19 protein-coding genes and 2 pseudogenes are annotated in these 20253 nt (G+C 68.4%); 14 read left to right on the top strand and 7 right to left on the bottom strand.

All coding sequences use genetic code 11. The annotated features are described in order from the left end of the window. The first annotated feature begins 282 nt into the window (after positions 1-282). The 5 genes from IEZ21_RS05230 (at position 283) to IEZ21_RS05210 (ending at position 4687) form a co-directional block, all read left to right on the top strand. The gene (locus IEZ21_RS05230) at positions 283-1629 is read left to right on the top strand and encodes an extracellular solute-binding protein (RefSeq protein WP_189320681.1); all 1347 of its coding nucleotides are present in this window, start codon (positions 283-285) and stop codon (positions 1627-1629) included. Then, complete coding sequence (locus IEZ21_RS05225) at positions 1626-2651, top strand: carbohydrate ABC transporter permease (protein WP_189320680.1); 1026 nt, start codon at positions 1626-1628, stop codon at positions 2649-2651. Before IEZ21_RS05230 ends, IEZ21_RS05225 begins: the two co-directional genes overlap by 4 nt. Next, positions 2651-3472, top strand: a complete 822-nt coding sequence (locus IEZ21_RS05220; protein ID WP_189320679.1) for a carbohydrate ABC transporter permease — start codon at positions 2651-2653, stop codon at positions 3470-3472. The genes IEZ21_RS05225 and IEZ21_RS05220 overlap by 1 nt, the downstream gene beginning before the upstream one ends. 175 nt (positions 3473-3647) lie before the next feature. Then, on the top strand, positions 3648-3983 hold the full coding sequence (locus IEZ21_RS05215) for an ArsR/SmtB family transcription factor (RefSeq protein ID WP_189320678.1): 336 nt from the start codon (positions 3648-3650) through the stop codon (positions 3981-3983). Positions 3984-3985: 2 nt separating this feature from the next. Then, on the top strand, positions 3986-4687 hold the full coding sequence (locus tag IEZ21_RS05210) for a cation efflux transmembrane domain-containing protein (RefSeq protein ID WP_373302174.1): 702 nt from the start codon (positions 3986-3988) through the stop codon (positions 4685-4687). Between the two features lie 166 nt (positions 4688-4853). Here the strand turns inward: IEZ21_RS05210 and IEZ21_RS05205 are convergent, their stop codons facing one another. After that, on the bottom strand, positions 4854-5306 hold the full coding sequence (locus IEZ21_RS05205) for a flavodoxin family protein (RefSeq protein ID WP_189320677.1): 453 nt from the start codon (positions 5304-5306) through the stop codon (positions 4854-4856). A 229-nt stretch (positions 5307-5535) separates the two neighbouring features. On the opposite strand from IEZ21_RS05205, the gene IEZ21_RS05200 reads away from it, so the two are divergent. Both IEZ21_RS05200 and IEZ21_RS05195 read left to right on the top strand, forming a co-directional pair. Then, positions 5536-5901 carry a hypothetical protein gene (locus tag IEZ21_RS05200; protein WP_189320676.1) on the top strand — a complete coding sequence of 122 codons (366 nt, stop codon included), beginning with the start codon at positions 5536-5538 and terminating at the stop codon, positions 5899-5901. Between the two features lie 368 nt (positions 5902-6269). Next, entirely contained in the window at positions 6270-6974 is a 705-nt protein-coding gene (locus IEZ21_RS05195; protein ID WP_189320926.1) for a class I SAM-dependent methyltransferase, read from the top strand. A 176-nt stretch (positions 6975-7150) separates the two neighbouring features. On the opposite strand, the pseudogene IEZ21_RS05190 reads toward IEZ21_RS05195, so the two are convergent. Both IEZ21_RS05190 and IEZ21_RS05185 read right to left on the bottom strand, forming a co-directional pair. Beyond that, a pseudogene (locus IEZ21_RS05190) lies at positions 7151-7813 on the bottom strand (SAM-dependent methyltransferase); the annotation flags it as partial. A gap of 192 nt (positions 7814-8005) precedes the next feature. Next, the gene (locus IEZ21_RS05185) at positions 8006-8941 is read right to left on the bottom strand and encodes a hypothetical protein (RefSeq protein ID WP_189320674.1); all 936 of its coding nucleotides are present in this window, start codon (positions 8939-8941) and stop codon (positions 8006-8008) included. Between the two features lie 383 nt (positions 8942-9324). On the opposite strand from IEZ21_RS05185, the gene IEZ21_RS05180 reads away from it, so the two are divergent. Further along, on the top strand, positions 9325-10722 hold the full coding sequence (locus IEZ21_RS05180) for a PP2C family protein-serine/threonine phosphatase (protein ID WP_189320673.1): 1398 nt from the start codon (positions 9325-9327) through the stop codon (positions 10720-10722). A 52-nt stretch (positions 10723-10774) separates the two neighbouring features. On the opposite strand, the gene IEZ21_RS05175 is transcribed toward IEZ21_RS05180, so the two are convergent. Beyond that, positions 10775-11065, bottom strand: a complete 291-nt coding sequence (locus IEZ21_RS05175; protein WP_189320672.1) for a hypothetical protein — start codon at positions 11063-11065, stop codon at positions 10775-10777. Positions 11066-11081: 16 nt separating this feature from the next. Beyond that, complete coding sequence (locus tag IEZ21_RS05170) at positions 11082-12599, bottom strand: AAA family ATPase (protein WP_189320671.1); 1518 nt, start codon at positions 12597-12599, stop codon at positions 11082-11084. A gap of 1458 nt (positions 12600-14057) precedes the next feature. Between IEZ21_RS05170 and IEZ21_RS05165 the strand changes: the two are divergent. From IEZ21_RS05165 to IEZ21_RS05140, 6 genes and pseudogenes are all read left to right on the top strand, one after another. Next, positions 14058-14381, top strand: a pseudogene (locus tag IEZ21_RS05165) (heavy metal translocating P-type ATPase); the annotation flags it as partial. Further along, positions 14378-14899, top strand: a complete 522-nt coding sequence (locus IEZ21_RS05160; RefSeq protein ID WP_189320670.1) for a copper chaperone PCu(A)C — start codon at positions 14378-14380, stop codon at positions 14897-14899. The pseudogene IEZ21_RS05165 and the gene IEZ21_RS05160, both read left to right, overlap by 4 nt. Before the next feature lie 319 nt (positions 14900-15218). Next, positions 15219-15893, top strand: a complete 675-nt coding sequence (locus tag IEZ21_RS05155) for a hypothetical protein (protein WP_189320669.1) — start codon at positions 15219-15221, stop codon at positions 15891-15893. A gap of 115 nt (positions 15894-16008) precedes the next feature. Beyond that, positions 16009-16677: a sigma-70 family RNA polymerase sigma factor gene (locus tag IEZ21_RS05150; protein WP_189320668.1), complete on the top strand. Its 669-nt coding sequence runs from the start codon at positions 16009-16011 to the stop codon at positions 16675-16677. 113 nt (positions 16678-16790) lie between these two features. Beyond that, positions 16791-17768: a GlxA family transcriptional regulator gene (locus tag IEZ21_RS05145; RefSeq protein WP_189320667.1), complete on the top strand. Its 978-nt coding sequence runs from the start codon at positions 16791-16793 to the stop codon at positions 17766-17768. A gap of 78 nt (positions 17769-17846) precedes the next feature. Beyond that, complete coding sequence (locus IEZ21_RS05140; RefSeq protein ID WP_189320666.1) at positions 17847-18440, top strand: DJ-1/PfpI family protein; 594 nt, start codon at positions 17847-17849, stop codon at positions 18438-18440. Here the strand turns inward: IEZ21_RS05140 and IEZ21_RS05135 are convergent. Both IEZ21_RS05135 and IEZ21_RS05130 read right to left on the bottom strand, forming a co-directional pair. Continuing rightward, entirely contained in the window at positions 18433-19236 is an 804-nt protein-coding gene (locus tag IEZ21_RS05135; protein ID WP_189320665.1) for an ABC transporter ATP-binding protein, read from the bottom strand. The two genes, IEZ21_RS05140 and IEZ21_RS05135, sit on opposite strands and share 8 nt — an antisense overlap. After that, on the bottom strand, positions 19233-20201 hold the full coding sequence (locus IEZ21_RS05130) for a FecCD family ABC transporter permease (protein WP_189320925.1): 969 nt from the start codon (positions 20199-20201) through the stop codon (positions 19233-19235). The genes IEZ21_RS05135 and IEZ21_RS05130 overlap by 4 nt, the downstream gene beginning before the upstream one ends. Between the last annotated feature and the right edge of the window lie 52 nt (positions 20202-20253).

The following is a 20253-nucleotide window of genomic DNA, read 5'->3' as shown; positions in this document are numbered from 1 at the left end:
AGCCGGTCAACGCGCGACAGGAAGCCCAGAGCGAGCCGACCCACTCCCGCACCCTTTTCATCCGCCCTTCGCGGAGCCGCACTCTTTTATCGATACAAACCCTCCTGGCCGACCGCGGCCGGCCGAGCTTCGGCCTGCCCGCACAAGCCACTTGAGCCGAGCGAGCCCTGCGCTTCATCCCCCTTCCACCCCATCTCGCCCCCTTCCCTTCCCTTTCCACCGTGGCTCAGCCCGGCGTTCCGCCCCACCCGCTGCAACCACCCGCACGAAAGGCCCACCAACGTGTCCGTTCCCGCCACAGGGTCCCTCGACAGACGTCGTTTCCTCACCTACTCCGGTGCCGCGCTCGGCGCCGCCGCACTGTCCGGCTGTGCTGCCTCCGTCGACGACGGCTCGGGCGGCACCGGTTCGAAGAGCGGCAGCACGACGCTCACGGTCATGTGCCAAAAGGAGGACCTCGACATCAAGGCCGCCGGGAAGGCACTGGGCCTGAAGATCAGGTACCTCCAGCCCGACCCCGCCAAGCTCAACGCCCTGCTGGCCGCCAAGACCCCGCCGGACGTCGTGCTCGGGTCCGGCGCCACGGATGCCCCGTACTTCGCCGCGCGCAACCTGATGACCGACCTGGACCCGTACTTCGCCAAGAGCACGGTGCTCAAGCGCTCCGACCTCGACCCGGTCAACGACCTCTGGCGTTACGACGGCAGCAAGCAGGGCGCGGGCCCCCGCTACGGCATGGCCAAGGACTACTCGCAGGACCAGATGATCTGGTACCGCACCGACCTGTTCGAGGCCGCGAAGGTGGACCTGCCCAGCGAGACCGAGCCGCTCTCCTACGAGGAGTTGCTGGACCTCGGCAAGCGCCTGGTCAAGCGCCGGCTGGGCAAGGTGAAGGTGTACGGCCTGAACGTCACGGGACTCGGCTCCTTCTCCTCGCTGCTGGGCATGACCGCGTCGGCCGGCGGCAGCGTGTTCGCCGAGGACCTGAGCTCGGTGGACTTCTCATCCCCCGAGGCGCTCAAGGCGCTGAAGTGGATGCTGGAGTACACGAAGGCCGACATCGGCCCGAGCACCGTCAACCCGAACCCGGACGGCTGGGACTGGCCGACCTTCCAGGCGGGACGGATGGCGATGGCCACCGACGGCTACTGGTTCGGCGGCGCGATCGCCGGCGATCCCAAGGTCGCCGAGGTCTCGCGCCTCGCCCCCGCGCCCCAGCTGGGCAGCAGCCGCATCAGCCCCTGCTTCGGCGCCACCGGCTTCTGGATACCCAAGGAGTCCAAGAACAAGGACGCGGCCTGGAAGTTCTTCGAGTGGTTCTTCGGCGGAGAGCCCGCCCAGGGCCGGGCCGCCGGCGGCTGGGGCGTTCCCAGCCTGAAGTCGCTGCGCGAGAAGATGCCGCAGGACAAGCCGTACCAGAAGCAGGCCTTCGAGGTGCAGGAGCAGGAGTTCGCTTACTTCAAGCCCCTGACCTTCACCCCGTACGCCCAGAAGGACGCCCTGGACGGAGTGATCAGCAAGGTCCTGCCGGGCGCGGTCAAGTCCGGTACCTCCGCGGGCAAGGTCGCGGACGAGCTGAACAAGCAGATGAACGCCCTGATCGCCAAGGGCAAGGACGTCCTCGGGTGAGCACCGGACATCTCACCGTCGCTGCCGGGCCTGCTGTGCAGAGCCCGGCCGGCGCGCCGGCCACCCGGCCGCCGCGCCGGCGCCGCTCGCTGGCGACGCGAAGAGCCTGGGCCTTCTATGCCTTCGCCGGTCCCTGGGTGCTGGGGTTTCTGGCCCTGACGGCCTATCCGCTCGGCTACGCCCTGTGGCTGAGCTTCACCAACTCCGACGGGCTGTCGGACAACTCCCGCTTCGTGGGCCTGGACAACTACAAGGAGGTCTTCTCCGACCCGGAGACGCTGGCCTCCCTGGCCCGCACGGGGGTGTTCACCGCGATGACCGTGCCGCTGACGATCGTGGCGGGACTGTTCCTCGCGGTACTGGTGAACCAGCCGATCCGGGGCCGCGGCCTGATCCGCACGCTGCTGTACCTGCCCGCCGTGGTGCCGCCGGTCGGTGCCGCCATCACCTTCAGGATGATCTTCGACCGTGACTCGGGGGCGGCCAACGGCCTTCTCGACCTCTTCAACGTCAACGGGCTCGCGTGGCTGGCGGATCCCTACGCCCGCTGGGTGCTGATCGTCCTGACCCTGTGGGGCGTGGGCAACGTCATGATCATCTCTTTGGCGGGACTGCAGGACATCCCCAAGGAGCTGCACGAGGCGGCCAGGGTCGACGGCGCCAGTCCCTGGCAGTCCTTCACCCGGATCACCCTGCCGCTGCTCTCCCCCGTCATCTTCTTCCAGGTCGTCACCGGGATCATCGCCTCGCTGCAGACCTTCGTACCGCTGCTCATCTCACTCGACCCCACCCCGAAGGGCATCGGATCCGTCCCGGAGAGCAACTCCCTCTTCATGATCCACGTCCTCGACCAGTACCTCCTCGGCGGCCGCTACGGCTACGCCTCCGCCCTGCTCTGGGTGCTGTTCCTGATCATCATCGCCGTCACCCTCATCGTCTTCAAACTCAGCAAGGGCGCGGTCTTCTACTCCGTGGAGCCGGAGCGCGCGAAGACCAAGTCCCGCACGATCGGAGGTGGGTGATGGTGCTCTCCCGGCGCAGTGTCGTCTACATGCTCCTGGTGAGCGTCCTCGTCCTCATACTCAGCCCCTTCGCCTGGCTCGCGATCACCGCGTTCAAGGACGCGTCGGAGCTGCGTGCCGTCCCCATCCACTGGTGGCCGCACCACCCGAGCCCGGGGAACTTCGTGAAGGCGCTGACCAGTTGGGACTACTTCGGCTACGCCCGCAACTCGCTGACGATCGCCACCATCTACGCGGTGCTGGCGACCTTCGCCTCGGCCTGGGCCGGGTACGGCTTCGCCCGGCTCGAAGCACCGGGAAAACGAGTGATCTTCGGCGTGCTGCTGTCGACGATGATGCTGCCACAGGTCATGACGCTCGTCCCGACCTACCTGCTGTTCGCCAAGTTCCACCTCATCAACACGTACATGCCGTGGGTGCTGTGGGGTCTGTGCGGCATGCCGTATCTGATCTTCCTGTTCCGGCAGTTCTTCACCAACATGCCCAAGGAACTGGAGGAGGCGGCGATCGTCGACGGCTGCGGGCAGATGCGCATCTTCTGGCGGATCTTCCTGCCCCAGTCGTGGCCGGTCATCGCCACCAGCCTGATCCTGTCGTTCTCCTGGACCTGGGGTGACTGGCTGGCGCCCGCGCTGCTGCTGGACACCGGCCGCACTACCCTCGCCGTCCAGCTCGCCACCGGTTACCACAACGCGCACGGTGGCACGCTCAACAACCTCGTCGCGGCAGGCACTCTGGTGTACGTCGTGCCGGTGCTGGTGCTCTTCCTGATCCTGCAGCGCGGCTTCGTCTCCGGGATCGCCACCTCCGGACTCAAATAGCCGATGCCTCGCTCATGGCAGGAGCTGCCGGGCGAGCGCGTCCGCCGCCCAGCGCTGCCACTGTGCTGGTGACCAGCCGCGGCCGGTCACCAGCAGGCCGGTGGGTCACCGACGGGACCAAGAGTGGCTGTATACATGGATTCCTGAATTCAGGAATCCATGTATCGTCGTGAGGGTGCTGACTCTTGCCACCGAGATCGACGTACTCGCCCGCTTCGGCCGTGCACTCGCCGATCCCATCCGCTGCCGCCTGCTGCTCGCTCTGCGTCAGGCGCCGGCCCACCCTTCCGATCTGGCCGACCAACTGGGCATTTCGCGCACCCGCCTGTCCAACCACCTGGCGTGCCTGCGCGACTGCGGCCTGGTGGTCGCCGTACCCGTCGGGCGCCGCATCCGCTACGAACTCGCCGACCCCCGCCTCGGACACGCGCTGGACGACCTGCGTACCGCCGTAGTGGCGGTGGAGACCGACCGCACCTGCCCCGACACGGACGAGAAGGGCTGCTGCTGACCGTGACCGCGATATCCCTCGGACCCTCGCCCGCCCGGCGCGAGGCGCTCACCCGCCGGATACGCCTGCTCGTGGCCGTCACGATCACCTACAACGTCATCGAGGCGATCGTCGCGATCATCGCGGGCACGCTGGCCTCCTCCACCGCATTGATCGGCTTCGGGCTCGACTCGGTCATCGAGGTCTCCTCGGCCGCAGCGGTCGCCTGGCAGTTCTCCGCCCGCGACCACGCCGTGCGCGAGGCCCGCGAGCGGACGACGCTCCGGATCATCGCCGTCTCCTTCTTCGCCCTTGCCGCGTACGTCGCTGTGGACTCCGTACGCGCCCTCTCCGGTACGGGAGAGGCGGAGCGCTCCGTTCCAGGCATCGTGCTGGCGGCTCTGTCGCTGGCCGTGATGCCGTTCCTGTCCGCGGCCCAGCGCCGCGCGGGGCGTGAACTGGGCTCCGCCTCCGCCGTGGCCGACTCCAAGCAGACGCTGCTGTGTACGTACCTCTCCGCGGTCCTGCTCGTCGGCCTCATCGCCAACGCCGTCCTCGGCTGGTCCTGGGCCGACCCGATCGCGGCCCTGGTCATCGCGGCGGTGGCGGTCAAGGAGGGGCGGGACGCCTGGCGCGGGGACGGCTGCTGTGCCGCGCCCGTTTCCGGCACGGCCGCACGGACCGGGGGCGACTGCGGCTGCCGGGACGGCTGCGAGTGCTGCTGACCGCGCTCCGGTGGTCAGGACGGGGACCTCGGGGTGCGAACGGACCGGTGGGGTCAGCGGTCGGTGTCGTCCGACTCAGTCGCGCCGGTGTGGTCACGCATGTCCATGATCAGCGTCGGCAGCCTGCCAAGGCGCGCGGACTGAGAGCCTCCTCGCTTCCCGGCGCTCAGTCCATCAACCCGGCCGCGACCGTCGCGCCGAGCTCCCAGCACGCCTCGATGTCGGCCTTGCCCGGCTCACCGGTGACGGTCACCGGCTCGGCCGCACGGCGCCAGCCGAGGCCCGTCGTGATCGACTCGATCCCGCGCAGGGCCCCTGTCGTGTCACTTCCACCGTGCACGTAGAAGCCGAACGGGCGACCGCGTGTCGCGTCCAGGCACGGGTAGTAGACCTGGTCGAAGAAATGCTTGAGGGCGCCGGACATGTAGCCGAGGTTCGCCGGAGTGCCGAGCAGATATCCGTCCGCGGCCAGTACGTCCGACGCCGTCGCGGACAGCGCGGCGAGCCGTACGACCCGTACGTCCTCGATCTCCGGTGCCGTCGCGCCGGACACGACGGCTTCGAACATCGCCTGGCAGTTGGGCGAAGGCGTGTGATGCACGATCAACAAGGTGGCCACGTCCCGAAACCCTGCCGTGCCGGCACATCCCTCTGCAAGCGGCGCCGCCGGCGGAGGTGTTCACCGGGTGTTGACGACAGAACGCAAGCCGGTGCCCGCTGTGCGGATGAAGTCGGCCGGGGCAGTTCGGGAGCCGGGAACCCGAACTCCTGTCAAGTCCGTGGGCGAAATGGCATCCGATCAGCTGAAACGCCCCGGAGTATTGCCGGGGATCCGGCACGATACGTGCATGAACGAAGACGTATTCCTGGAGAGCACCAAGCAGTTCGCGCTCTACCTGTCCGAACTCCAAAGCGGCCTCGACCCCGAGTCGTACGAGCTGCTGCTACGCATCCTCAAGGGTACGAACGACGCGCTCGTCCACCGCAACGTCGATATCGACATCGAGCTGTCGCCACGCGAACAGGAGCTGTTCACTCCCGAGTTCGGGCGGAGGCTGAACCAGCTCCTGGATCTTCTGGGCCCCCTCGGTGCGCACACGCTCGTCGACTTCAGCACCCTCACCGGAACCGAACCCGTGCAAAGCGACGCCGAGCGGGAGCACCTACGGCGTGAGATCGAGGGCATCGCCAGGGCCAGCGGGCTGGAGCCCTGACACCGACGTGGTCACACGGTTCACGCGCCACTCACGCGTGAACCGTGATCAGCAACGACAAAGAGCGGGACCCAGTGAGACTGGGTCCCGCTCTCTGCCATCACCGACACCGCCACGTCCGAGCCGGACGAGCCGCCACCCGAATCCGCCGCGGCAGCTTCGGCCTGCGGGGGCGGTCCCGCCGGAGAGGGGTTCACAGCCTGTGGACAACGAACCGCCGCCCAGCGGTATGGGTGACGACTCTACTTTCGAGGTTGTACGTCGGCGTTCCACCTCGTTGTCATGCAGTTCAGAAGCGTGACTCCTTCTGCCGATTGGAGTTGTGGGACATGTCCATTCAGGTGGGGGCACATCGAGAGGCAACACTGATGCACAGGTCTGCATACGAGCAGATGGAACTCTGCGTGAAGGAGTACATGCCGACGAACCGGCGGCACCGGGTCGTGGATCTGGGATCGCGTGTGTCGGACAAACAGAGTGTCACGCATAAAGACATGCTGGGTCAGCACGACATCGACTATGTGGGCGTCGATGTGCTCGATGGACAGAACGTGGATGTGGTCATGGCCAAGCCGTACCGCATTCCAGTGAAGTCCAACAGCACGGACTTTGTGCTCTCGGGCCAGGCGTTCGAACACATCCCGTTCTTCTGGGTGACGATGATGGAGATCGCGCGTGTGCTGAAGCCCAGGGGAATGGCATTCATCACGGCACCGTCGCGCGGCCATGTGCACGATGCACAGGATTGCTGGCGCTACTACCCAGACGGGTTCCGGGCCATGGCTGCGTACTCGGGACTCGAATTGCGCGAGGCCTACACCGATTTCCCGCCGATGACAGGAATCCGGCACAATTACGCGGCCATTGACGCCAAACATGCCTACTGGGGTGATTCCGTCGGGGTCTTCCAGAAGCCCCGCCGCTACCGGCGACTGCCGATGTTCTTCGTACGCGAACTGACCGTCTGGTGGGCCAACCGCGTCGGAGGTGTCCAGAACACGCCCCTGCTCAAGCCAGTCGAAGGACGCGCGCTCTGCGGCCGCCCGGTCACGTCCGCGGACGTGACCGACTGATCCAGCGGCAGCGCGGTGACCCGAGGGACAGCAGCACTGCCTCTGACATACACCCATGTACCGACGTAACTTCAAGGTCAGTGCGCGGAGTTGCTGCAGGAGGTGGTCACCGTGAACGGGAGCCTCTTGCGGGGAAGCGGACACGAGGCCCAAGCCCGTGACGCTGGCGCAGGGCTTCACAGTTTGCGGGCGAGCCCCACATACAGCGGGATCTGCTCCCTCTGACTGTGCTGTTCCCCAAGCTCTGGGTGCCAGAGTGCGGCGAGTTCTATGCCAGGGTCGACCAGCTCAAGGCCTTCGAAGAACCTCGAAAATTCGCTGCGCGATCGAACTGTCGCGGGAGTTCCTCCCTTGCGGTAGACCTCGACAACGCGCTCCCATGTCTCGGGATCGAAATCTCCTGTCGCATGGGGAAGCGCCAGATAGCTCCCGGCTGCCAGCGGCTTGAGTAGCTCACCCACGATCCGGTAGGGATCGTCGTCATCTGCCACCAGATGCAGGAGGGCCGCCAAAGACAGAGCGATTGGCTGCTCGAAGTCGAGGGTCTCTTTCGCCGCTGCGAGGATCCTTCCCGGCTCTCTCACGTCGGCTTGGATGTAGGCGGTCCTCCCTTCTGGAGTGCTGTGAAGAAGCGCCTCGGCGTGTCTGAGGACGATCGGGTCGTTGTCCGCGTAGACCACACGGGCGCTGGGTGTGATGGCCTGGACGACCTGATGGAGGTTCGGCTCGGTCGGTATTCCAGTGCCGATGTCGAGGAATTGATTGATCCCTCGCTCAGCCAATAGCCGGGAAGTCCGGTGCATGAAATCGCGGTTGACCCGTGCCATTTCTTCGACGGCGCGGCGGCCAGATGGCTTCTTGGATCTGCGAGGTGGGTGCTCCTGTGCACCTCCGCCGCCGCCCATGCTGAGCGTGCTCGCATAGGAACGGACGAAGCCGCTGGTCGGTGCGGGTGAGATGGCGATCCGGGCGGTGATTCAGTTTGGGCGACCCTGAACAAACTGATCATTTCGGGTGCCGTTGACGGGTGCTTACTTCGTACTGAACTTCAGTACGGCGCCGTCCTTGTTGACCGCGATGGCGTCGACGGTGGTCTCCTTGCCGCCCGCTGTGGAGAACGCGCCTCCCCCGCCGTCGCCGAACGACATAGTGCTCACGAATCCCGAGGAGCCGCTGTGCGTGATGGTGACCGTGGAGTCCTTCACGGTCACGTGCGGATTCCAGTCGCCGACCACGAAGTCCACCGGCTTGGTGACGAGGATCTCGCAGTCCCCGTCCTTGCAGGCTCCGGTGTCCCTGCCGTCCTTGGCCTTGGGCAGCGGGCCGGTCGAGGCCGGGCTCGGGGACGCGGGCTCGGGGGCGCTGGGCGACGGCTTGGCGGGCGGGACGCAGCGGGGCGCGAGTCCGTAGGCGGCTTTGAGCCTCGGTTCCTTGGCGACCACGGCCGGCAGTGCGGGTTTCGGCATCTTCAGGGCTTCTACCAGCCCGGCCAGGCGCTCGGCGCGGTCGATCTGCTCCTTCTCGGAGAGGCTGTAGAGGGTCATGGTGTCGGACAGCTCGTCGGCCTCCGCGGCGGCCTTGGCGACGTCCTCGGCCAGCCGGTCGTGCAGCCGGTCCGCGGCGGTGATGCCCGTCTTCCGTACGCTGTCGAGCCCCTGCGCGACCGTGTCGAGGGACGACGAGGTGTTCGACAGATAGCTCTGTGTCTCCATGTCGATCGGCATGAACGCGTCTTCGGGGGGATCCGTGACGTCCTTGATGTCCTCGGCGCTCTCCTTCTTCAACGTCTCGAAACCGTCGGTGGACTCACACATCCCGTCGGCCCAGACGACGAGCGCACGGCTCGGTACCGGGCTCGCCGACTGCTTGGCCTCGGACGTGTCCGTGTCCTTGTCCGACGAACAACCGCCGACGGCCAGTACGCCCCCGATCACCACCGCCGCGACGCGCTTCACTCGTGCGGGCATGCCCATCCCCTCACCGCTCACCAGTCCACTTCTTTCTTGCCGGTGTCCGCTGCCGGTGTCCGCTTCCGAGGAGCTCACCATCGCCACCTCCGTCCTCGACGTCGACGAGCACGGTAGGCCGTCCCCACGGGGACCCCTCCCGACGCTGGGTTCGTTGTCGGATGCGGGTGTGGGTGTATACCTGGCCCCCGCTCAAGCCGCAGGCCACACCCTCCGGGCCGGCGAGGGCGGAGGGATCGCCTGATGACGTGCGGTAACTGCTGTAAGGCCGCTCTTTTCCGCGGCGCTCACGACGGGGCGAGAGGGCTACCGGGGCACTAGGGTGTGCGATGTGGCCGTATCCGCCGCAGAACCCGGGGCGGCCGGGAAGAGGTGAGGCGCCGATGAGCGGCGACGAGAGCCTTCAGCGCCGGCAGTCGCCGACGGCTTCCGGTCCGGCCGGGGATGCGGACCTGGTCGGCATCGCCGAGCAGGTCGGACAACTCACCCGGGCTCAGGGACGCATGCAGGCGCTGCTGGACGCGGTGCTCGCGGTCGGCCGCGAGCTGGAGCTGCCGGTGGTGCTGCGGGAGATCGTAAGCGCCGCGATGCAGCTGGTGAACGCCCGCTACGGCGCCCTCGGCGTGTTCGCCGAGGGCCGTACGGGCCTTGAGGACTTCATCCCGCTGGGCCTGAGCGACACCGAGCACCAGGCCCTGGCCGACATACACCCCCCGCACGGCCGCGGCCTGCTCGCCCACCTGATCGAGCAGCACGAACCGCTGCGCGTGGACGACGTACCGCACCATCCGGACGCGGTCGGCTTCCCCACCGGGCATCCGCCGATGCGGACCCTGCTCGGGGTGGCGATCGGCGTGCACGGGCGCATCTACGGCAACCTCTACCTGACCGACCGACGCGACGGCAAACCGTTCGACGAACAGGACGCGGCGGTCGTCCTCGCGCTGGCCGGGGCCGCCGGCATCGCCATCGAGAACGCCCGGCTGTATCAGCGGGTGCGTACCTCCGCCGAGCAGTTCCAGCGTCTGCTGCTGCCCACCCTGCCCGACCTGGCTCCGTTCACCGCGGCCGCGATATACCGGCCGGCGACCGCCCCCGACCACCACCTGGGCGGCGACTGGTACGACGCCCTGCTGCTCCCGGACGGTGCGTGTGCCGCGATCGTCGGCGACGTGCTGGGCCACGACCTGACCGCGGCGGCCGTCATGGCGCAGATCCGCAACATGCTCCGCGCCCTGCTGTACGACCGGCTCACCCCGCCGAGCCTGGTCCTGGACCGGCTCGACGACATTCTGCACTCCATCACCGAGGCCCCCGTCACCACTGCCTGCCTGGCCCGCATCGAACCCGACGGCGACGGCTGGCGCCTGCACTGGTCGACGGCCGGCCACCTGCCGCCCATGCTCCTCACCGCCGACGGCCGCACCCGCTACCTGCAGGCCGAACCCGGCGTGCCGCTGGGCGTCGACACCCGCCTGCCGCGCCCCGACCACACCCACCCGCTGACGCCCGGAGACACAGTGCTGCTCTTCACCGACGGCCTGGTGGAACACCCCGAGCACCCGCTGGACGCCGGACTGGACATGCTTGCCGCCACCGCCTCCGCCCACGTCGGGCTGCCCCTCGACGCACTCTGCTGCACGCTGGCCGACCAGAACCCCGGCGACGGCCACGACGACCTCGCTCTTCTCGCCGTGCGCACCCCGCGCACCGGTCCCGGGAACGGTTCCTCAGCCGCTGGTCGTGAATCAACCGGCCGGAGCCGGAATCCACATCCGTAGAGTCACCGACTGTCATCCGTAGAGTCATCGACTGTCTCGGCGTACGTGCCGGTCACGGATGGTTGCTGCCCCATGGCACAGGTGTGGCGGGTGGGGCCGTTGCGGGCTCACTGTCCGCGTCGCACAGGTCCGGATCCGACGGCGGGAGCAGCCCGTACGCGCCGATCCGGTCGGTTCCGAACTCCGCGTCCGCGGTACCGAAGAGGTCCAAGGGGCCGATGTCCTCGGGTAGTTCGGCCACGGTCAGGGGCGTGCCCGGGTACGTCGCCATGAGGACGCCGGTGCAGGCGCCACGTTCCCCGGCGGAAAGGCCCCGGGGGAAGCCGAATGGCGCGTCCGTCACGCCACACCTGTCCAGGTCACGTCAGACCGCGGACGGGCCCGTCGCCGTACAGCGCAGCGAGGTCGACCAGGAGGACATCGTGGCGGCGGCCGGCGGCGTCGATGACGTCGGGATGGAAGCCGTGCAGGGAGAACAGGGCGAGGACCGCGTCATCGGGCCGGTGCCCCTGGTCGGCGAGGAGGGCCCGGATGTGTTCGAGGCGCTCGAGGTCCTTGAGGCCGCGGGGCTGGACGGTGGCCTTCGCCTCACCGATCAGGCTGATGGCGGCTCGGGGGCTTTGCGGGCGCTCTCCGGGAGCCATGGCGAGCAGGTCGATCTCGTGCTTGGTCCGGGCGGCCGGGTCGGCGATCTCCGCCGCGCCCACCGCGCCCAGCGACAGCCCCGTCTCATCGATGGCGAAGGAGCGGACCCATTCGCGCGCGGTCTCCTCGAAGTGCGGGCCGAGGATCTTCGAGTGGTACGTCGGCCGCGACGACTGCCACACCTGGGTTCCGCGCCGCCGTTCCACCAGATCCACCATGGGCAGCGTGATCAGCTGGTTGAAGCGGATCACCGGGTCCGCCACGCTGATGACCGGGTGCCGTGCCTTGAGGAGGTCCTGTTCCTTGCGGACGTAGCCGGTGGACTCCAGCACCTCCAGCGGGGCGACCATGGCGGAGCGGGACCGCTCCAGCACCGAGCCGACCTTTGCCGGGGTCGAGGCGCCCCGGGCCACCGCGGACAACACGTCGTAGTACAGCGTGCGGTGGGTGATCCGCGGATCCTCGCGCAGCAGGTACTCCGCCTCCACGCGCGAGTACAGGGCCCGCCCCGGGTCCAGCAGAGTGCGTTCGACCCAGGGAGGGAACTCCGCCTCGCTCTGCGGCGTCGGCCCTGCGGCCAGCGGCCGGTAGCCGGGGGCGCCGCCCAGCACGGCGTCGACCTGCAGCGCCACCGCCGGGTCCTCGATTCCCCAGTGGGTGCGGGCGGTGCGGTAGTCGAAGGCCGGCAGGCGCAGGTCCAGCACAGCCCGGCCGCGCAGCGGCTTGGTGCCGGACAGCAGCTCGGACATCACGCTCATGGCCGAGCCGCACAGCACGATGCGACCGCCGGGCGCCTTGCCCGACTGCGACTGGTCGTACAGCAGTTGCAGGAACCCGGGGATCTCCGGGGAGTGCTGGAGCAGGTACGGCAGTTCGTCGATGACGATCAGCGGCGCCCCCGGCGCCCGGTTCACCACCTCCAGCGCGGCGGTGGGCACATCCCGCCAGTCATCCAGCCGCATCGCCCCGGGCCGCACTCCCGCGTGCGCGGCGATCGCCTCGGTGAACCGGTGCAGCGCGGGCACCCGGCCTTCCTCCTGCACCGCGGTCAGGTACAGCCCGCCCACTGCTTCTGTGAGTGCCTCCAGCAGGAACGACTTCCCGTTCCTCCGGCGCCCCGAGACGATGGCCAGCCGCAACTCGGGGGCTGGATCGGCGAGGAAACCGTTGAGCAGCGCCCATTCGTGATCACGGTCAAGCAGCCGCCCCGGCTTCGTCAGCTGTTCACCCATGACTTATCCAAATCCGTTTAGGTCAACCTGAACCAAATCCGTATAGCTGAACCTTATCTGCGTGCGGGCCATGAGCGTAACGCTGCGGATGGGGCACTCCTGCGGATTCTTCTCGCTGACGGTGTCGCCGCTCCGCACCTGCTCCGGCCGGAGCAGGTGACAGACCGGGGGATGAGGTGCGGTGGCGGCGGCAGTCCCCCTGCATCCAGCAGGCCGGGCGCCTGACGGAGCCGGCGGACTGCGAGAGCCAGAGCCTCGGGTGAGTCGCCGTCCTCGGGGTGGCGGTCGCGAGCGTTCTTCGGGTGCCTGTATTACGCGGCCATGCGGCCCGGTGGGGCGCTGGGTCTGGGTCGCTCGGACTGCACGCTCCCGGCGAAGGGTTGGGGCGTATCGAACTGGCCGAGAAACGTCCGACGGCGGGCAAGGTGTGGACCGACTCCGGAGAGGCGCAACCGAAGGCTGAATACGGCTCACACGGCACTCACACGAAAGCCCCGGAGGGATCGGGGCTTTCGCCGTGTCGGAGGTGTGTCGGGAGGCTACGCTCAAGGGGTCGGAAACGGCCATTGACCTGCCGCGAAGCCCCGCAACATCAACACGCTATTACAACGTGATCACTGTCATGGGGCCGCTCAGGGCTGCATACGGCTGCACACACGCAAAGACCCCGCACGCAGCGAACACGCTGGTCACGGGGTCTTCAGGCACCTCATACAGGGTGCCCCCGGCAGGATTCGAACCTGCGCACACGGCTCCGGAGGCCGTCGGCTTCCCGCGCGTTTTCCCAGGTCAGAAGCATACTTGACGGTTTGTCAGGCTCGCCGTCCCGCGCATGTCCCACGGAAATGAAATGCCCTATTTGCTCGCCTTGTCTCGATCATTCTCGGCGGCGGTCGATCCATGCGCCATGACGTAGATCACGACTTTCTCGGGCGAGCGTAGGGGTATATCGGGCGCCCTTCAATTGAACAGGGCGGCAGTCCGGAGTGCGCGGGCAAGCGAAGTGAGCTGGTACCTGCCACGCAGAGCCAGGGCCGCGGCGAGCACGGCTTGCCAGGTCACGGGTGTCCGGGAGGCCAAGTGGTGCCCCGTGATGGCCAGCACCGTACCGGCGCCGGCGAAGATGCCGGCATGGGCAGCCGTCGCTCACGCGGCGGCCAGCGTTCTCCGCGCGGCACGGCGCGCTCCCGGACCCGGCTGCTCCACTCCATGGCCGGATCATCATGGAGCATTGCCGCCGCGCACGGGCCGGGTATGTGCGGTCCCCTGATGCTCCGCGTGACGCGCGCCACACATCGGCTCCGGAACCCGACCCCCGGCACACCCGACTCCTGAACCGGTACGGCTCGAACCGACCCGCGTCGTACGGCGACGCGATCCAGGAGACCGGTGATGGAAGAGTCCCAACGACGCTCCTCCGGGGCGGGTATGGCGCTTCGGAGACTGACGCCCCCGCCCGCGCTGTGCGGCGCCGACCTCGGGATCGCGATGGGCAGCGGGACCGACGTGGCCATCGGGGCTGCCGACGTAACGCTGGTGCGCGGCGACATCGAGGCCCTCGCGGACGCGGTACGGCTCGCCCGGCGAACCCTGGGCACGATCCGCGCCAATCTCGTGTGGGCCTTCGGCTACAACGCCGTGACCGTGCCGCTCGCCATGGTCGGCCTGCTCAACCCGATGCTCGCTGCGGCGGCGATGTCGGTCAGCTCGCTGCTGGTGGTCGGCAACAGCCTGCGGCTGCGCGGCTGGCAGCCCTCTACCCCGCGGAGGCCCGTCCGATGACCGAACAGCGCCTTTGGCGGCCGACCCGTCGCGGGCTTACCGACACCCTGCTCGCCGCGCTCGCGCCCATCGCCGCGTGCACCATCGCCCTGGGCGGCCTCACCACCTGGACCTCTTCCGGCAACGCGGGCACCCCCGCGAAGATCGCGGTCACCGACGCACATGTGTACCTGCCCTACGGGAACACCCAGGACACCGCCGCGTTCTTCCGGATCACCAACACGGGAGGCGCTGAAGACCGGTTGCTCAAGGTGACGTCCCCCGACGCGGATGGCGGCACCGCACTCAGCCGTCACCGCATGACCAATGGCCGGGCGGCGTACGCGGAGACGGTGGACTCGGTCACTGTTCAGGCCGGCGACAGTCTTGCCATGTCGCCGGCCGGCCTGGATGTGACGTTGCGGGCGAATGCGAGGTGGCGCGAGTTCGACTTCGTGCCGTTCACGCTGCATTTCCAGCGCAGCGGGCAGGTCAAGGCGCTGGCGGTCGTGGTCCGCCCCGGCAGGTTCGGGGCGTGACCGTATCGACGCTACGGCTGTCTCCTTGCCCGGGCGTCGACGACTTCACGGCACGTACTGCCCTGAGGCCGTGACGGCAAAGCAGCTGTCCGATCTGGCGAAGAGCCAAGGCGCGCGGCCGGGATGGCGGGCGCAGGGTTCTGGCTCGTCGCCGCCGGAAGATATGACTCGGCACTCCCTATTAGTCGGCCCGAACCTCCGTTGAGTTCCGGCCTGTTTCTGTGTTCTGGTTCATGCGTCCCGGATTGAGTCTGGGGCCGGGGAAATTTCCGTACCCCACCATGACGACCGAACCTCGGATGCAAGGATGAGGCCCGTCATGACTGTTGGGTGGTGTTCTCGCACGCTTCGGGCCGCGGTGTTCGCGGCCGTCTGCGTGCTGCTCGCCGCCCTGGGGCACGTGATGATGTCCGGCGGCCGGGTGCCCTGGTGGGTCTTGGTCGCCGGCGCGGCGGTGACCGGTGCCGTGGGCTGGTGCCTGGCCGGCCGGGAGCGTGGACTTCCGCTGATCGTGTCCGTCGTGGTCGTCGCACAGACGGCCCTGCATTCGGCGTTCTCTCTGACGCAGTCCGGCGCGCACCCGGCGGCCTCGGCGCCTGGGGACATGGCCTCGATGGACATGAGTTCCATGGGCCACGACATGGGGTCCATGCCGATGCACTCCGTGCACATGGACTCCATGGACATGGCGCACATGGATCACCTCGGCCACACCACGGGCGGTACGTCGTCGTTCGGCATGCTCTCCGCCCACCTGCTGGCCGCGCTGCTGTGCGGCCTGTGGCTCGCGCACGGAGAGCGCGCCGCCTTCCGCATCCTGCGGGCCGTGGGCGGCTGGCTGGCCGCACCGCTGCGGTTGCTGCTCGTCCTGCCCACGCCACCGCACCGTCCACGCATCCGCGTACGCCGCCGCTCGGACCGGGCGCCGCGGCGTCTCATGCTCGTCCACGCGATCACTTCTCGGGGCCCGCCCGTGGGGACCGCTGTCGTCTGACGGCAGCCGGTATCCCGAGGCAGCCCGTGTGCGCCTCGGGCCTTCGCCGTACGTCCTCGTACGGCCGGTACCCCACTCGCCGGACCGCCCCGCCCACGCGCGGGTCCGGATCCGGATGACCCGAGAAGGACACCAGGTGACCATTCCTGTCCTGCCCGCCTCGCCCGAGAAAACGGCGTCGACCGACGACTCGATAACGGCCTGGGCACTCGCCGCTCGTGGTGGCGACCCGGACGCCATCGATCGTTTCGTACGAGCCCTGCACCGCGACGTCGTACGCTACGTCGCCCACCTCTCTGCCGACCCTCAGGTGGCCGACGACCTGGCCCAGGACACGTTCCTGCGAGCGCTCGGCAGCCTGCACCGATTCGAGGGACGCTGTTCCGCCCGTACGTGGCTGCTGTCCATCGCGCGCCGCGCGGTGATCGACAGCTTCCGGCACGCGGCCGCCCGCCCGCGACTGTCCGACGAACAGGACTGGCAGCTGGCGGTCGAGCACGCCCAGCCGCACGACCTGCCCGGCTTCGACGACGGCATCGCCCTCCTCGACCTGCTGGCCGCACTGCCCGACGAACGCCGTGAGGCATTCACCCTCACCCAACTCCTGGGCCTGCCCTACGCGGAGGCCGCGGCGGTGAGCGACTGCCCCGTCGGGACGGTTCGCTCCCGCGTGGCCCGCGCCCGTGTGACCCTCATGGGCCTGCTGGCCGAGGCCGAGGAGCACTGCCCGGAGCTGGCCGACCGAGAGAACTCGGGTGCGGCCCCAGCTGCCCTGGCCGCGTGACCGAGGGGCTGGTGCCCGCCGGACAGGCGAGCACCGGCCCCCTTGGATGCCCTGGCGGTTGAACACCGGCCGACGAGCAGATCCTGAACACACGACGCGACAGCGAGGTGGCAATGAATCGACCGCGTGAGATGGGCCGGCGGCACACGGTGGTCATGCCGCTCTTCGACGGGGTACAGAGTCTCGGCTTCTCAGGTCCTGCGGACGTCTTCTCCGCGGCGAACGCATCGGACAGGGCGACCGCGGATAGGTTCCGGTACGAGGTTCTGACGTCGTCCCTCGACGGGGCTCCCGTACGCACGTCCAGTGGGCTCACGGTCATGCCGGACTGCGCCATCGCTGACGTGACCGACGTCGGCACGGTGATCCTGCCGGGCGCCGACGGAATTCCCGTCATCGACAGGGAGACCACCGGCGCGCTCGGCGCGCTGGTCAAGTGCGCGCAGCGGGTCACGTCGGTGGGTACGGGGACCTTTGGCCTTGCCGAGACCGGGATCCTCGACAGTCGCAGGGCGGCCACGCACTGGGAGTTCTCCGATGAACTGGCCCGCCGGCACCCGGACATCCACGTCGACTCCCGTGACACGGTGGTGCGGGACGGTCACATCACCACTGCTGGAGGTGGAGCGTCCGGCATCGATCTGGCCCTCTCATTGGTGGAGGAGGACCTTGGCCGTGAGGTCTCCCAACTCGTCTCCCGATCACTCGTCACCTATGTGAGCAAACCAGGTGGGCAGGCGCAGTTCGCCGAATTACGGGCCCGTGATGCCCAAAGCCCTGCGTTACGCGACGTGCAGCATCTGATCCGTTCCCATCCTGGCGGAGAGCTGTCGCTCCGGGCTTTGTCCGGCCACGCGGGCCTCTCGCAGCGTCAGTTCACCCGCCTGTTCCGCTCCCAAGTCGGCATGTCGGCGAGGGAGTACGTGGAGCGTGTCAGGGTGGCCAGCGCGTCACGCATGCTGACGGAGAGGGTCCGCAGTCCCGAAGAGATCGCGCGCGAGGCGGGTTTCGGCACGGAGGCCACCATGCGCAAGTCGTTCCTGCGTGTTCTGCAGGTCTCGCCCCTTGAGTACCGGAAGCGGTTTTCCTGACACGGAACCGGGCGACGGCTGTCCGCCCGCCCGCGAACCGATCCCCCGCAGACAGAGAGAGTTGGTGAACCCGGCAGCATGAATTCTTCGCTGACCATCGGCATTTACGTGTTCGAGGATGCCGAAGAGCTTGATGTCGTCGGCCCGTGGGAGGTCCTCGGGTTCTGGGCTGCGCACGTGGCGGAGTTTCCCGTCCGGCTGCTGGCGATCGGTCGGGAGGAAGGGGTGGTGCGCTGTTCCAAGGGGCTTGGTCTCGTTGTCGACCAGAGTCTTGCCACGGCTCCCGCTCTCGATCTGCTGGTGCACCCCGGCGGTGACGGGACGCGTCCCCTGGCGAAGGACAGTGCGCACTTGGACTGGCTGCGGGAACTGCACCGTCAGGGGACCGTGTTGGCGAGCGTGTGCACTGGCTCTCTCGTGCTGGCGGCAGCGGGCCTGCTGAAGGGGCGGCCGGCCACGACGCACTGGAACTACGTCGAGAGGCTCGCGAAGATCGACGAGACGGTCGATGTGCGCGCGGATGAGCGGTACGTCGATGACAGGGACATCGTCACCAGCGCCGGCGTGTCCGCCGGTATCGACATGGCCCTCCACATGGTGGGGCGTCTCGACAGCCCGGAGGCGGCGGCCGAGGTCCGTAAGGCCATCCAGTACGACCGGCCCGTCAGCTGATCACTTCGTCCGGCATCAGGTCCAGGGCAAGGGGCTTGGCTCCGTAGGTGACGCGTACGACGCCGTCGGGATGGCGGTCGGCCGTGGCGGTCACGCCGAAGACATCGCGCAGCAGGTCGGGAGTCAGTACGTCCAGGACGGGGCCTGCCGCGACCACTTCGCCGTGGTGGAGCGCGACGAGGTGGTCGCACAGGCGGGCCGCCAGGTCGAGGTCGTGGAGGACGGCCAGGGTGGTGATACCGGTGGAGCGGATCAGGTCGAGCAGTTCGAAGCGGGCGCGGATGTCGAGGTGGTTGGTGAGCTCGTCGAGGACGAGGAGCTTGGGGCGCTGGGCGAGGGCACGGGCGAGCAGCACGCGCTGACGTTCGCCGCCGGACAGCGAGGTGAAGTCACGGTCGGCCAGCGGGCGGGCGCCGCACTGGTCGAGGGCCTCCTCGACGGCTTCGTGGTCGTCGGCGCCGTCGCGGCCGAGGAGGCCGTGGTGCGGGGTACGGCCGAGAGCGACGATCTCGGTGACGCACAGTCCGGTCGGACTGCCGCCCGACTCCTGGAGCACGGCAGCGGTGCGAAGGGCGGCGCTGCGGGGGGACAGGGCCCATACGTCGTCACCGTCGACGCGCACCACACCTTGTTGCGGGCGCAGGGAGCGGTAGACAGTGCGCAGAAGTGTGGACTTGCCGCTGCCGTTGGGGCCGATGAGGCCGACGATGTCGCCCGGTTGGGCCTCCAGAGCCACGTTGTGGAGGATCGGGTGGCGGTCGAGGGTGATGTGGAGCTGGTCCACGGTGAGTTTCATACGGTGTCCAGGCTCTTGTTGCGGCGGAGCAGCCAGAGGAAGAACGGTGCGCCGAACAGGGCGGTGAGGATGCCGAGGGGCAGCTCGTTGGGGCGGTTGACCGAGCGCGAGAGCAGATCGACGACGACCAGGTAGATGGCGCCGACCAGGGCGGACTGGGGTATTAGCCGACGGTGGTCGGCGCCGGTGGTGAGGCGGACCAGGTGGGGGATCATCAGGCCGACGAAGCCGATGCCGCCCGCGACGGCGGTGACGGCGCCGGTGAGGAGCGAGGCCAGCACGAGCATCAGGGCCCGCAGCCGGTGGACATCGACGCCGAGGGCCGTGGCGGACTCGTCACCGGCCAGCAGGGCGTTGAGCCGTCTGCCGAAGAGTGCGAGGAGCACTGTGGTGGTGAGGACGACGGTGCTGACGAGGGGCAGCTGATCCCACTTGGCGCCCGCGACGCTGCCCAGCATCCAGAACATGGTGGTGCGCAGTTCGGTGGGGGTTGCCAGCAGCTGCAGAAAGCTGGTCGCCGAGAGGAAGACGTAGCCGATGGCGACCCCGGACAGCACCAGCCGGGTCGGGGCCAGGCGTCCTTTGCGCTGTCCGAGGACGAATACGAGGGCACCCGCCGCGAGGGCACCGAGGAACGCCGCGGACGACACCCCGAGCCCGCCGAGCGATGCGCCGGTGGCCAGGGTGATGACGATGACGGCGCCGAGCGAGGCTCCGTAGGAGAAGCCCAGGACGATGGGGTCGGCGAGCGGATTGGCCACCACGGACTGCAGAATCGCGCCGGAGACCGCCAGGCCCGCGCCGGCCACGGCGGCCAGAACAACACGCGGAGTCCGGAAGTTCCAGACGATCTGGTCCAGAGCGGGGTCACCGGTCGCGCCGCCGCCTCCCAGATGATGGAGCACGATCCGCCACACATCGCCCAGAGGGATGGTGACGGCGCCGATGCTGATCGCCACCATCATGACGACGGCGAGCACGACCAGCAGTGCCGCCAGCACCAGCGTGGGCTTCAGC

Origin of the sequence: Streptomyces flaveus (assembly GCF_014647675.1) — a bacterium.
GTDB classification, from domain to species: domain Bacteria; phylum Actinomycetota; class Actinomycetes; order Streptomycetales; family Streptomycetaceae; genus Streptomyces; species Streptomyces flaveus.
Note: the sequence above shows the minus strand (reverse complement) of the source record. Positions and strands in the feature narration are given on the sequence as shown.